A 12,463-nucleotide genomic window follows, 5' to 3' on the forward strand; every position below is an offset into this window, starting at 1 on the left:
ATCAGGATGAGGTGCGGATCAACTTTGCCTTCGTGGGGGCTGTAACCAGAAGTTAATCGCGTTGCCGTTGCTGGCGAGGTGAATTTTATGGAGGTGGCGGGGGTTGAAACAGAGGGGGTTTTGATAAAGTCTTTTGACAGAATCTGTAACAATCCCTCGGTGGTCAGGTTTTTTTCGCGCTCGGGATGGCCGTGTGCCATGGGCTAGAGCGGTTGCGCAAAATCGAAAGAGCACCGGTTCGTCGCGTTACTACCAACGTCGAATGGCATTGGCCGCTCTGGTACAGTTACAAACGATTCCATACAAAAACAACTATTACACCGAGGTAACACAGATGAGTGCGGCTCCACTGTATCCCGTTCGTCCCGAGATTGCGGCCAGTACCCTGACCGACGAGGCCACCTACAAGGCCATGTACCAGCAATCGGTGATCAACCCGGACGGCTTCTGGCGCGAGCAGGCCCAGCGCCTGGACTGGATCAAGCCCTTCACCAAGGTCAAGCAGACCTCGTTCGACGACCATCATGTCGATATCAAGTGGTTCGCCGACGGCACTCTGAACGTTTCCTCCAACTGCCTGGACCGCCACCTCGAAGAGCGCGGCGACCAGTTGGCGATCATCTGGGAAGGCGACGACCCTTCCGAACACCGCAACATCACCTACCGCGAGCTCCACGAGCAGGTCTGCAAGTTCGCCAACGCCCTGCGTGGCCAGGACGTGCACCGTGGCGACGTGGTGACCATCTATATGCCGATGATCCCCGAGGCCGTGGTGGCCATGCTGGCGTGTGCCCGTATCGGCGCAATCCACTCGGTGGTGTTCGGCGGCTTCTCGCCGGAAGCCCTGGCCGGGCGCATCATCGACTGCAAGTCGAAAGTGGTGATCACCGCCGACGAAGGTGTGCGTGGCGGTCGTCGCACGCCGCTCAAGGGCAACGTCGACCTGGCGCTGACCAACCCTGAAACCAACAGCGTGCAGAAGATCATCGTGTGCAAGCGCACCGGTGGCGACATCGCCTGGCACCAGCACCGCGACATCTGGTACGAAGACTTGATGAAGGTGGCGTCCAGCCACTGCGCACCGAAAGAGATGGGCGCCGAAGAGCCGCTGTTCATCCTTTATACCTCCGGCTCCACCGGCAAGCCGAAAGGCGTGCTGCACACCACCGGCGGCTACCTGGTGTATGCCGCGCTGACCCATGAGCGGGTGTTCGACTATCGCCCGGGTGAAGTCTACTGGTGCACCGCCGACGTGGGCTGGGTCACCGGCCATAGCTACATCGTCTATGGTCCGCTGGCCAACGGCGCCACCACGCTGTTGTTCGAAGGTGTGCCGAACTACCCGGACATCACCCGCGTGTCGAAGATCGTCGACAAGCACAAGGTCAATATCCTCTACACCGCGCCGACCGCGATCCGCGCGATGATGGCCGAAGGCGAGGCCGCCGTGGCCGGTGCCGACGGTTCCAGCCTGCGCCTGCTGGGTTCGGTGGGCGAGCCGATCAACCCCGAGGCCTGGAACTGGTACTACAAGACGGTCGGCAAGCAGCGCTGCCCGATCGTCGACACCTGGTGGCAGACCGAGACGGGCGGTGTGCTGATCAGCCCACTGCCAGGGGCGACTGCGCTTAAGCCGGGCTCGGCAACCCGTCCGTTCTTTGGTGTGGTGCCGGCCTTGGTCGATAACCTGGGCAACCTGATCGAAGGTGCCGCCGAAGGCAACCTGGTGATCCTCGACTCGTGGCCGGGCCAGTCGCGCTCGCTGTATGGCGACCATGATCGCTTCGTCGACACCTACTTCAAGACCTTCCGTGGCATGTACTTCACCGGTGACGGTGCCCGCCGCGACGAGGATGGCTACTACTGGATCACCGGTCGCGTGGATGACGTGCTCAACGTGTCTGGCCACCGCATGGGGACCGCCGAGATCGAGAGCGCCATGGTGGCCCACGCCAAGGTCGCCGAGGCGGCGGTGGTGGGGGTGCCGCATGACATCAAGGGGCAGGGTATCTATGTCTACGTCACCCTCAATGCCGGCGAGGAGCCGAACGAGCAGCTGCGCCTGGAGCTGAAGAACTGGGTGCGCAAGGAGATCGGCCCGATCGCCTCGCCGGACGTCATCCAGTGGGCGCCGGGGCTGCCCAAGACCCGCTCGGGCAAGATCATGCGCCGTATCCTGCGCAAGATCGCCACGGGCGAGTACGACGCACTGGGTGATATCTCCACCCTGGCCGATCCGGGGGTGGTGCAGCACCTGATCGACACCCACAAGGCGATGAGCCTGGCTTCGGCCTGAGCCATTCAATCGCGGGGCAAGCCCGCTCCCACGCTGTGTGGGAGCGGGCTTGCCCCGCGATGGTTTGAATCAAACCCCGCCGGGCAATCGGCGGGGTTTTTGCTTTACTGAATGAACTGTTACCCGACATTCATCGGTAACCTTGCCTGTAGGTCATTTCGCACGGAAATGGGGCTTGTGGAAACATTCGCGGGCCAGCGTGGTGCGATTTTTCCGCCATTTTCTGCGCCACGCCACGCTGCACTTGCCGGAATACAAGGCTTTGCCAATAATGGGCGCGCTTATTGCTTTGGATAAAGGTTATTTCTCTTTTGCGCTTGCATAATCTGCAAGAGCTGTCAATATCGCCCGCCGCGGTTTCAGGCGCTTCTGTAACTAGTTGTCGCTTTGAAGAAATATCGACTACCGGGCTGTCGCTAAAATGCCACTCACTCGCTCGTGGTCTGCGACCTTGGTCGAAACCTGCGCGGCTCGCGTTGTACCCATTCGCATATCGGGCAGCCGTTACAACTGCCTTGTATTGCCCCGTACCGATGGAGTTACCTGATGAAGAAGCTCGCACTGCTTGGCGCCCTGGCGCTTTCCGTGTTTTCCCTGGTATCGCAGGCCGATGAGAAGCCGTTGAAGATCGGTATCGAAGCCGCCTACCCACCCTTCGCCTTCAAGCAACCCGACGGCAGCATCGCCGGCTTCGACTACGACATCGGCAACGCTCTGTGCGAAGAGATGAAAGCCAAGTGCACCTGGGTCGAGCAGGAGTTCGACGGCCTGATCCCGGCGCTGAAAGTGCGCAAGATCGACGCCATCCTGTCGTCCATGTCGATCACTGACGACCGCAAGAAGTCGGTCGACTTCACCAAGCGCTACTACCTCACCCCGGCTCGCCTGGTGATGAAGGAAGGTTCCACCGTCAGCGCAAGCCTGGATGAACTCAAGGGCAAGAAGATCGGTGTGCAGCGTGGTTCGATCCACGACCGCTTCGCCAAGGAAGTGCTGGCCCCCAAAGGCGCCACTGTCGTCCCTTACGGCACCCAGAACGAAATCTACCTGGACGTGGCGGCTGGCCGCCTCGACGGCACCGTGGCCGATGCCACCCTGCTCGAAGACGGCTTCCTGAAAACCGACGCCGGCAAGGGCTTTGCTTTCGTTGGCCCATCGTTCACCGACGTGAAGTACTTCGGTGATGGCGTGGGTATCGCTGTGCGCAAGGGCGACGACGCCAACCGCGAGCGTATCAACAAGGCCATCGATGCGATCCGCGCCAACGGCAAGTACAAGCAGATCGAAGCCAAGTACTTCAATTTCGATATTTACGGCCCTGAAGCCCAGTAAGTCGTCGAGATTCACCTGTGCAATGGTGCAAACAGCAGAATCTCTGAGGTTTGCACCATTTTTCATTCCCAAGCCCTGAGGAATTGCAATCATGTTGAAAGGCTATGGGGCAGTCATCCTCGATGGGGCGTGGCTGACGCTGCAGCTCGCCCTGTCGTCGATGGCCCTGGCCATCGTCCTCGGTCTGATCGGTGTGGCGCTGCGTTTGTCGCCGGTGCGCTGGTTGGCCTGGCTGGGTGACCTGTATTCCACGGTGATTCGTGGCATCCCTGACCTGGTCTTGATCCTGCTGATCTTCTACGGCGGCCAGGATCTGCTCAACCGTGTGGCGCCGCTGCTCGGCTACGATGACTATATCGACCTGAACCCGCTGGTGGCTGGTATCGGCACCCTGGGCTTCATCTTCGGGGCCTATCTGTCGGAGACCTTCCGCGGCGCCTTCCTGGGCATCCCCAAGGGCCAGGCCGAGGCGGGCGCGGCCTACGGCATGAGCAACCTGCAGGTGTTCTTCCGCATCATGGTGCCGCAGATGATCCGTCTGGCGATCCCGGGCTTCACCAACAACTGGCTGGTGCTGACCAAGGCGACCGCGCTGATTTCGGTGGTCGGCCTGCAGGACATGATGTTCAAGGCCAAGCAGGCGGCCGACGCCACCCGCGAGCCCTTCACCTTCTTCCTGGCGGTGGCGGCGTTGTACCTGGTGCTGACCAGTGTCTCGCTGCTGGCGTTGAAATACCTCGAGAAGCGCTACTCGGTAGGCGTCAAGGTGGTTGAACTATGATCTTTGACTACAACGTCATCTGGGAGGCCATGCCGCTGTATCTTGGCGGCCTGCTCACCACGCTGAAGCTGTTGGCGCTGTCGCTGGTGTTCGGCCTGCTGGCGGCCATCCCGCTGGGGCTGATGCGCGTATCGAAACAGCCGGTGGTGAACATGACGGCGTGGCTGTACACCTACGTGATTCGTGGCACGCCCATGCTGGTGCAGATGTTCCTGATCTATTACGGCCTGGCCCAGTTCGAGGCGGTGCGCGAGAGCTTCCTGTGGCCGTGGTTGTCCAGTGCAACCTTCTGCGCCTGCCTGGCGTTCGCCATCAATACCAGTGCCTACACCGCGGAAATTATCGCCGGCAGCCTCAAGGCCACGCCCCATGGCGAGATCGAGGCGGCCAAGGCCATCGGCATGTCGCGCTTCAAGATGTACCGCCGCATCCTGCTGCCGTCGGCACTGCGCCGGGCGCTGCCGCAGTACAGCAACGAAGTGATCATGATGCTGCAGACCACCAGCCTGGCGTCGATCGTCACCCTGATCGACATCACCGGTGCCGCGCGCACGGTCAATGCCCAGTATTACCTGCCTTTCGAGGCCTACATCACGGCGGGCGTGTTCTACCTGTGCCTGACCTTCATCCTGGTGCGCCTGTTCAAGATGGCCGAACGCCGCTGGCTCGGCTACCTGGCGCCGCGCAAGCACTGACCGCTCTGTGAGAACCGACAGCATGTACAAACTGCAAATCCAAGACCTGCACAAGCGCTACGGCAGCCACGAGGTGCTCAAGGGCGTCTCCCTCGAAGCCAAGGCGGGCGACGTGATCAGCATCATCGGCTCCAGTGGCTCGGGCAAATCGACCTTCCTGCGCTGCATCAACATGCTCGAGCAGCCGCACGCGGGCAAGATCCTGCTCAACAATGAAGAGCTCAAGCTGGTGGCCGGCAAGGACGGCGCGCTCAAGGCCGCCGACCCGAAACAGCTGCAGCGCATGCGCTCGCGCCTGTCGATGGTGTTCCAGCATTTCAACCTGTGGTCGCACATGACCGCGCTGGAGAACATCATCGAGGCGCCGGTCCATGTGCTGGGCGTGAACAAGAAGGAAGCGCTGGAGAAGGCCGAGCACTATCTCAACAAGGTGGGCGTTGCTCATCGCAAGGACGCCTTCCCCGGGCACATGTCCGGCGGCGAGCAGCAGCGGGTGGCCATCGCTCGCGCCCTGGCCATGGAGCCTGAAGTGATGCTGTTCGACGAACCCACCTCGGCGCTCGACCCCGAACTGGTGGGCGATGTGCTGAAGGTGATGCAGTCGCTGGCCCAGGAAGGCCGCACCATGGTGGTGGTCACCCACGAGATGGGCTTTGCCCGCGAAGTGTCCAACCAGCTGGTGTTCCTGCACAAAGGCCTGGTGGAAGAGCGTGGTTGCCCGAAGGAAGTGCTGGCCAATCCACAGTCCGAGCGCCTCAAGCAGTTCCTTTCCGGCAGCCTGAAGTAAAGGCTGCACTTTTGCACCATGATGGGGCATGCTGCGCAACGCACGCAGTATGCCCCGGCGCCACAAGCGCCACTCTTCCTTCCCAGGTTTCGGATCACGCCCTATGACCACCCAGCGAATCGGATTTCTCATCTGGCCCGGCACCAAGCCATTGACCCTGGCGCTGGCGGACGAGGTGTTGCAGGTGGCTCAGCGGGTGCACCCGGATGTGGTCTACGAGCTGGTCTATCTGCAGGCCGAGGCGGGTCAGGAGGGCGCCTGGCGTTTGCCGGGCGAGGCGTGGGCGGGGCGGTTGGAGGGGTGTCACAAGCTGTTTTTGGTGGCCGACGAGCCGCCGGCGGCAACCGGCTCGGCACTGTCGAGCGCGCTCAAGCAGCTGGCGCGTAGCGGCTGCATGATCGGCGGCCTGTCCGCTGGCGTGTATCCGCTGGCGGCGCTGGGGCTGCTCGATGGTTATCGTGCGGCCGTGCACTGGCGCTGGCAGGATGATTTTGGCGAGCGCTTCCCCAAGGTGATCGCTACCAGCCATCTGTTCGACTGGGATCGTGACCGTTTGACGGCCTGTGGCGGTATGGCGGTGATCGACCTGCTGCTGGCGGTGCTGGCGCGGGATCATGGGGCCGAACTGGCTGGCGCGGTGTCCGAGGAGTTGGTGGTCGAGCGTATCCGCGAAGGCGGTGAGCGTCAGCGCATTCCGTTGCAGAACCGCTTGGGTTCCAGCCATCCAAAGCTCACCCAGGCGGTGCTGCTGATGGAGGCCAATATCGAAGAGCCACTGACCACCGACGAGATCGCCCAGCATGTCTGCGTGTCCCGCCGCCAGTTGGAGCGGATCTTCAAGCAGTACCTCAATCGCGTTCCCAGCCAGTACTACCTGGAGCTGCGCCTGAACAAGGCGCGGCAGATGCTGATGCAGACCAGCAAGTCGATCATCCAGATCGGTTTGTCCTGCGGCTTCTCTTCCGGGCCGCATTTCTCCAGTGCGTACCGCAACTTCTTTGGCGCCACCCCGCGCGAAGACCGCAACCAGCGCCGCAGTAGCAGCCCGTTCGAGCTGAGCTCGGCTCCAGCCGAAAAGGGCTGACAGGCGGTTTGGGGCGAGGGGTGCATGCCTTGAGTTTGGTGCTGGGCAGAGATCGAGCGCCGCCCGCGCGGCGCATCGCTGGCAAGCCAGCTCCCACATCTGTTTCGGGCCAATTACTTCTGGCTCATCTCCACTGTCCGCCTTGTTGGCATGACGCGGTGTCTCGGTGGGCATTGCCGGCCTCTCACAAGACTTGAGACATGCACCAAGGCGTGCAGCGGTACCTTCACAGGAATAATTGGCCCGAAACAAATGTGGGAGCTGGCTTGCCAGCGATGCGCCGCNCGNGCGGCGCTCGATTTCAGCCACTACGCAATAACCTCGCCCTACGCGGCATCCCCGCCATATAACCTGTGAACACCCGTTCACCCATTCTCCCTCTGCCGTTACACTGCGCGATTGCGACACTGTTTGTCGCATTGCCGAAAACCCGCTGGAAACAGGGTTTTGCGCTGTAACAAGTTGTCGCCTGGCAGCAAGGACAGGCGCCGATCAGTCCTTACAATCCCCCCATCGCTCGCCACTTCCAGGCCAGCGTTCCTCTTCAGGAGACTCAGATGTCCGTTGAGCAAGCCCCGGTGCAACGTGCCGATTTCGACCAGGTCATGGTTCCCAACTACTCCCCGGCGGCCTTCATCCCGGTCCGAGGCGAGGGTTCCCGAGTCTGGGACCAGACCGGTCGCGAGCTGATCGACTTCGCCGGCGGCATCGCGGTGAACGCCCTGGGTCACTGCCACCCGGCGCTGGTCAAGGCGCTGACCGAGCAGGCCAACACCCTGTGGCACGTCTCCAACGTATTCACCAACGAGCCGGCCCTGCGCCTGGCGCACAAGCTGGTGGACGCGACCTTCGCCGAGCGCGCGTTCTTCTGCAACTCCGGCGCCGAGTCCAACGAGGCGGCCTTCAAGCTGGCCCGTCGCGTCGCCCATGACCGCTTCGGCCCGGACAAGCACGAGATCATCGCCACCGTGAACAGCTTCCACGGTCGCACCCTGTTCACCGTCAGCGTCGGTGGCCAGCCCAAGTACTCCGACGGTTTCGGCCCGAAGATCACCGGCATCAGCCACGTGCCGTACAACGACCTGGAAGCGTTGAAGGCACAGATTTCCGACAAGACCTGCGCCGTGGTGATCGAACCGATCCAGGGCGAGAGCGGTGTGGTCCCGGCGGACAAGGCCTACCTGGAAGGCGCACGCAAGCTGTGCGACGAGCACAATGCCCTGCTGATCTTCGACGAAGTGCAGACCGGCGTTGGCCGTACCGGCTCGCTGTACGCCTACCAGCACTATGGCGTGACGCCAGACATCCTCACCAGCGCCAAGAGCCTGGGTGGCGGCTTCCCGATCGGCGCCATGCTGACCACCAGCGACATTGCCAAGCACCTGGCCGTTGGTACCCACGGCACCACCTACGGCGGTAACCCGCTGGGTTGCGCCGTTGCCTGCGCGGTGCTGGACGTGATCAATACCCCAGAGACGCTGGCCGGCATCAAGGCCAAGCACGCGCGCTTCAAGACCCGCCTGGAGCAGATCGGCCAGGACACCGGCCTGTTCACCCTGGTGCGTGGCGTTGGCCTGCTGATCGGCTGTGTGCTGAGCGACGCCTGGAAAGGCAAGGCCAAGGACATCCTCAACGCCGCCGAGAAAGAAGGCGTGATGGTGCTGCAGGCCGGCCCGGATGTGGTGCGCTTCGCCCCAAGCCTGGTGGTCGAGGACGCCGACATCGATGAAGGCCTGGACCGCTTCGAGCGCGCTGTGGCGAAACTGACCAAGGGCTGATCGCCCGTTCGCCGGCCTCGACCTGGGGCCGGCGAACCCTGAATTCCAATGCGGGCACCTGCTTGCAGATAGCGGTGTGTGTCCGCTGTTTTTCCGTGCCGATGTGATCGGCGTGCTTTCCCGAAAGGAGTGACACCATGCTGGTGATGCGCCCCGCGCAAATGGCGGATCTGAACGAAGTGCAGCGCATGGCTGCCGACAGCCCCATTGGTGTCACCTCGCTGCCGGACGATACCGGCCGCCTGGGCGACAAGATCGCCGCCTCGGAAACCTCGTTCGCCGCCGAAGTGAGCTTCAATGGCGAAGAGAGTTACTTCTTCGTGCTCGAGGACAGCGCCACCGGCAAGCTGGTCGGCTGCTCGGCCATCGTCGCTTCGGCCGGCTACTCCGAGCCGTTCTACAGCTTTCGCAACGAGACCTTCGTGCATGCTTCGCGCGAGCTGAAGATCCACAACAAGATCCACGTGCTCTCGCTGTGCCACGACCTCACCGGCAACAGCCTGCTGACCAGTTTCTATGTGGTACCGGAACTGGTGAGCAGCGCTTTCGCCGAGCTCAACTCCCGTGGCCGCCTGTTGTTCATGGCTGCGCACCCGGAGCGCTTTGCCGATTCGGTGGTGACCGAGATCGTCGGTTACAGCGACGAGAAGGGCGAGTCGCCGTTCTGGGATGCCATCGGGCGCAACTTCTTCGACCTCAACTACGCCGATGCCGAGCGCCTGTGCGGCCTGAAGAGCCGCACCTTCCTCGCCGAGCTGATGCCGCATTACCCGATCTATGTGCCGCTGCTCCACGACGAAGCGCAAGAAGCGATGGGGCAGGTGCACCCGCGGGCGCAGATCACCTTCGACATCCTTATGCGCGAAGGCTTCGAGACCGAACACTACATCGACATCTTCGACGGCGGCCCGACCCTGCACGCGCGCACCTCGGGCATTCGCTCGATCGCCCAGAGCCGTGTGGTGCCGGTCAAGCTCGACGAAGCGCCGGTCAAGGGTGGCCGCCCGTACCTGGTGTGCAACGGCCAGTTGCAGGATTACCGGGCGGTGCTGCTGGAGCTGGACTGGGTGCCGGGCAAACCGCTCAGCCTGAGTAGCGAGGCCGCCGAGGCATTGGGTGTCGGCGAGGGCGCCAGCGTGCGCCTGGTCGCGGTCTGATAAGCCGGAACAGAGAGTTTCGCGGCAGGCGAAGTCCGCCGCACAAGGAGATAGCATGATCGTTCGTCCTGTACGCAGCAGCGATTTACCCGCGCTGATCGAATTGGCCCGCAGTACCGGCACCACCGGGCTGACCACCCTCCCGGCCAACGAGGAGCGGCTCGGCCAGCGGGTCGGCTGGGCCGAGAAGACCTTCCGTGGCGAGGCCGAGCGCGGCGACACTGACTACCTGTTCGTGCTGGAGAACGACGAGGGCCTGGTGGTGGGTATCAGTGCCATCGCCGGCGCCGTCGGCCTGCGTGAGCCCTGGTACAACTACCGGGTGGGGTTGACCGTCAGTGCTTCGCAAGAACTGGGCATCTACCGCGAGATCCCCACGCTGTTCCTGGCTAACGACCTGACCGGCAACTCCGAGCTGTGCTCGTTGTTCCTGCGCAGCGACTGTCGCAGTGGCCTCAATGGCCGCCTGCTGTCCAAGGCGCGCATGCTGTTCATCGCTGAATTCCCCGAGCTGTTCGGCAACAAGATCATCGCCGAGATGCGCGGCATGTCCGATGAAGCCGGTCGTTCGCCGTTCTGGGAGAGCCTGGGGCGGCACTTCTTCAAGATGGAATTCAGCCAGGCCGACTACCTGACCGGGGTGGGCAACAAGTCGTTCATCGCCGAGCTGATGCCCAAGTTCCCGCTGTACACCTGCTTCCTGTCGCAGGCCGCGCGCGATGTCATCGGCCGCGTGCACACCGACACCGAGCCAGCCCTGGCCATGCTCAAGCGTGAAGGCTTCAACTACCAGGGTTATGTCGACATCTTCGACGCCGGCCCGGCCATCGAGTGCGAAACCTCGAAAATTCGCGCCGTGCGCGAGAGCGAAACCCTGGTGCTGGCCGTCGGCACGCCGGGTGACGACGCTACCCCCTACATCATCCATAACCGCAAGCGCGAGGACTGCCGCATCACGGCCGCACCGGCGCGCCTGGCCGCGGGCACCCTGGTGGTCGATCCGCAGACCGCCAAGCGCCTGCGCCTGGGCGCCGGCGACAATGTGCGCGCAGTGCCGCTGTCCGCCGGCCGGGAGGCTCAGTAAATGAATACGCATTACATCGCAGGCCAATGGCTCGCTGGCCAGGGCGAAGCGCTGCAATCGCTCAATCCGGTCACCCAGGCGGTGGTCTGGCAAGGGCAGGGCGCCGACGCCGCCCAGGTGGAAGCTGCCGTGCATGCCGCTCGTGAGGCGTTCCCCGGTTGGGCGCAACTGAGCCTGGACGCCCGTATCGGGGTGCTCGAAGCGTTCGCTGAAAAGCTCAAGGCGCGTAGCGAAGCGCTGGCGCGCTGTATTGGCGAGGAAACCGGCAAGCCGCTGTGGGAGTCGGCCACCGAAGTGACCAGCATGGTCAACAAGGTCGCTATTTCGGTGCAGAGCTACCGTGAGCGTACGGGGGAGAAGAGCGGCCCGCTGGCCGACGCCACCGCAGTGCTGCGCCACAAGCCCCACGGTGTGGTGGCGGTGTTCGGGCCGTACAACTTCCCCGGCCACCTGCCCAACGGCCATATCGTGCCGGCACTGCTGGCAGGCAACTGCGTGGTGTTCAAGCCAAGCGAGCTGACACCGAAAGTCGCGGAGCTGACGGTGCAGTGCTGGATCGAGGCCGGCCTGCCGGCCGGCGTGCTCAATCTGGTGCAGGGTGCCCGTGAAACCGGTGTGGCGCTGGCCGCCAACCCTGGCATCGACGGTCTGTTCTTCACCGGCTCGAGCCGCACCGGCAACCTGCTGCACCAGCAGTTCGCCGGTCGCCCGGACAAGATCCTGGCCCTGGAAATGGGCGGCAACAACCCGCTGGTGGTCGACGAGGTCAAGGACCTGGACGCGGCGGTGTATACCATCATCCAGTCGGCCTTCATTTCCGCCGGCCAGCGCTGCACCTGTGCCCGCCGACTGCTGGTACCGCAAGGCGCGTGGGGTGACCAACTGCTCGCCCGCCTGGTAGACGTCAGCCGCAGTATCAGCGTTGGTGCCTTCGACCAGCAGCCGGCGCCCTTCATGGGCTCGGTGATTTCGCTGCAGGCAGCCCGCGCGTTGATCGACGCCCAGGCCGAACTGCTTGGCAAGGGTGGTATGGCGCTTCTGCAAATGACCCAGCCGCAAGCCAATGCCGCATTGCTGACGCCAGGCATCATTGATGTCACCGCCGTGGCCGGTCGCCCGGACGAAGAGTTCTTCGGCCCATTGCTGCAAGTGATCCGCTACACCGACTTCGATGCGGCGATCGAGGAGGCCAATAACACTCAGTACGGCCTGGCCGCCGGCCTGCTGTCGGACTCCAATGCCCGCTACCAGCACTTCTGGTTGCGCAGCCGCGCCGGCATCGTCAACTGGAACAAGCAGTTGACCGGTGCTGCCAGCAGCGCGCCATTCGGCGGCGTGGGCGCCAGCGGCAACCACCGCGCCAGCGCCTACTACGCGGCCGACTACTGCGCCTACCCCGTGGCTTCGCTGGAGACCGCGAGCCTTGTACTGCCGGCGACCCTGACGCCGGGCGTCACCCTATAACAACA

The 12,463-nt window shown here is 63.1% G+C and carries 10 protein-coding genes; all 10 read left to right on the top strand.

Annotation, left to right across the window (positions count from 1 at the left end; translation table 11 throughout):
- Window positions 1-334 precede the first annotated feature (334 nt).
- Window positions 335-2,296 (top strand): acetate--CoA ligase, encoded by a 1,962-nt coding sequence (acs, locus tag IX761_RS02380; RefSeq protein WP_194787954.1) that lies wholly within the window; start codon window positions 335-337, stop codon window positions 2,294-2,296.
- A 546-nt stretch (window positions 2,297-2,842) separates the two neighbouring features.
- Window positions 2,843-3,628 carry an ABC transporter substrate-binding protein gene (locus IX761_RS02385; protein ID WP_194787955.1) on the top strand — a complete coding sequence of 262 codons (786 nt, stop codon included), beginning with the start codon at window positions 2,843-2,845 and terminating at the stop codon, window positions 3,626-3,628.
- Between the two features lie 91 nt (window positions 3,629-3,719).
- Window positions 3,720-4,409, top strand: a complete 690-nt coding sequence (locus IX761_RS02390; protein WP_194787956.1) for an ABC transporter permease — start codon at window positions 3,720-3,722, stop codon at window positions 4,407-4,409.
- Window positions 4,406-5,104, top strand: coding sequence for an ABC transporter permease (locus IX761_RS02395; protein ID WP_194787957.1), 699 nt, complete (start codon window positions 4,406-4,408; stop codon window positions 5,102-5,104). Before IX761_RS02390 ends, IX761_RS02395 begins: the two co-directional genes overlap by 4 nt.
- A gap of 22 nt (window positions 5,105-5,126) precedes the next feature.
- Window positions 5,127-5,891, top strand: coding sequence for an ABC transporter ATP-binding protein (locus tag IX761_RS02400; protein WP_194787958.1), 765 nt, complete (start codon window positions 5,127-5,129; stop codon window positions 5,889-5,891).
- Window positions 5,892-5,994: 103 nt separating this feature from the next.
- Entirely contained in the window at window positions 5,995-6,975 is a 981-nt protein-coding gene (argR, locus tag IX761_RS02405) for a transcriptional regulator ArgR (protein ID WP_194787959.1), read from the top strand.
- Window positions 6,976-7,532: 557 nt separating this feature from the next.
- The gene (locus IX761_RS02410; RefSeq protein WP_194787960.1) at window positions 7,533-8,753 is read left to right on the top strand and encodes an aspartate aminotransferase family protein; all 1,221 of its coding nucleotides are present in this window, start codon (window positions 7,533-7,535) and stop codon (window positions 8,751-8,753) included.
- Between the two features lie 137 nt (window positions 8,754-8,890).
- Complete coding sequence (aruF, locus tag IX761_RS02415) at window positions 8,891-9,910, top strand: arginine/ornithine succinyltransferase subunit alpha (protein ID WP_194787961.1); 1,020 nt, start codon at window positions 8,891-8,893, stop codon at window positions 9,908-9,910.
- A gap of 55 nt (window positions 9,911-9,965) precedes the next feature.
- Window positions 9,966-10,994: an arginine N-succinyltransferase gene (astA, locus tag IX761_RS02420; protein WP_194787962.1), complete on the top strand. Its 1,029-nt coding sequence runs from the start codon at window positions 9,966-9,968 to the stop codon at window positions 10,992-10,994.
- Window positions 10,995-12,458 carry a succinylglutamate-semialdehyde dehydrogenase gene (gene astD, locus IX761_RS02425; RefSeq protein WP_194787963.1) on the top strand — a complete coding sequence of 488 codons (1,464 nt, stop codon included), beginning with the start codon at window positions 10,995-10,997 and terminating at the stop codon, window positions 12,456-12,458. It begins immediately after the preceding gene.
- Window positions 12,459-12,463 lie beyond the last annotated feature (5 nt).

The sequence above is a fragment of the Pseudomonas sp. UFMG81 genome, assembly GCF_015354575.1.
Taxonomy (GTDB): domain Bacteria; phylum Pseudomonadota; class Gammaproteobacteria; order Pseudomonadales; family Pseudomonadaceae; genus Aquipseudomonas.

Excerpts from the sequence above, each read along its gene's own strand:
- argR (WP_194787959.1), top strand. The coding sequence starts at position 5,995 with ATGACCACCCAGCGAATCGGATTTCTCATCTGGCCCGGCACCAAGCCA.
- acs (WP_194787954.1), top strand. The coding sequence starts at position 335 with ATGAGTGCGGCTCCACTGTATCCCGTTCGTCCCGAGATTGCGGCCAGT.
- aruF (WP_194787961.1), top strand. The coding sequence starts at position 8,891 with ATGCTGGTGATGCGCCCCGCGCAAATGGCGGATCTGAACGAAGTGCAG.
- IX761_RS02410 (WP_194787960.1), top strand. The coding sequence starts at position 7,533 with ATGTCCGTTGAGCAAGCCCCGGTGCAACGTGCCGATTTCGACCAGGTC.
- astA (WP_194787962.1), top strand. The coding sequence starts at position 9,966 with ATGATCGTTCGTCCTGTACGCAGCAGCGATTTACCCGCGCTGATCGAA.
- IX761_RS02400 (WP_194787958.1), top strand. The coding sequence starts at position 5,127 with ATGTACAAACTGCAAATCCAAGACCTGCACAAGCGCTACGGCAGCCAC.
- IX761_RS02395 (WP_194787957.1), top strand. The coding sequence starts at position 4,406 with ATGATCTTTGACTACAACGTCATCTGGGAGGCCATGCCGCTGTATCTT.
- IX761_RS02385 (WP_194787955.1), top strand. The coding sequence starts at position 2,843 with ATGAAGAAGCTCGCACTGCTTGGCGCCCTGGCGCTTTCCGTGTTTTCC.
- IX761_RS02390 (WP_194787956.1), top strand. The coding sequence starts at position 3,720 with ATGTTGAAAGGCTATGGGGCAGTCATCCTCGATGGGGCGTGGCTGACG.
- astD (WP_194787963.1), top strand. The coding sequence starts at position 10,995 with ATGAATACGCATTACATCGCAGGCCAATGGCTCGCTGGCCAGGGCGAA.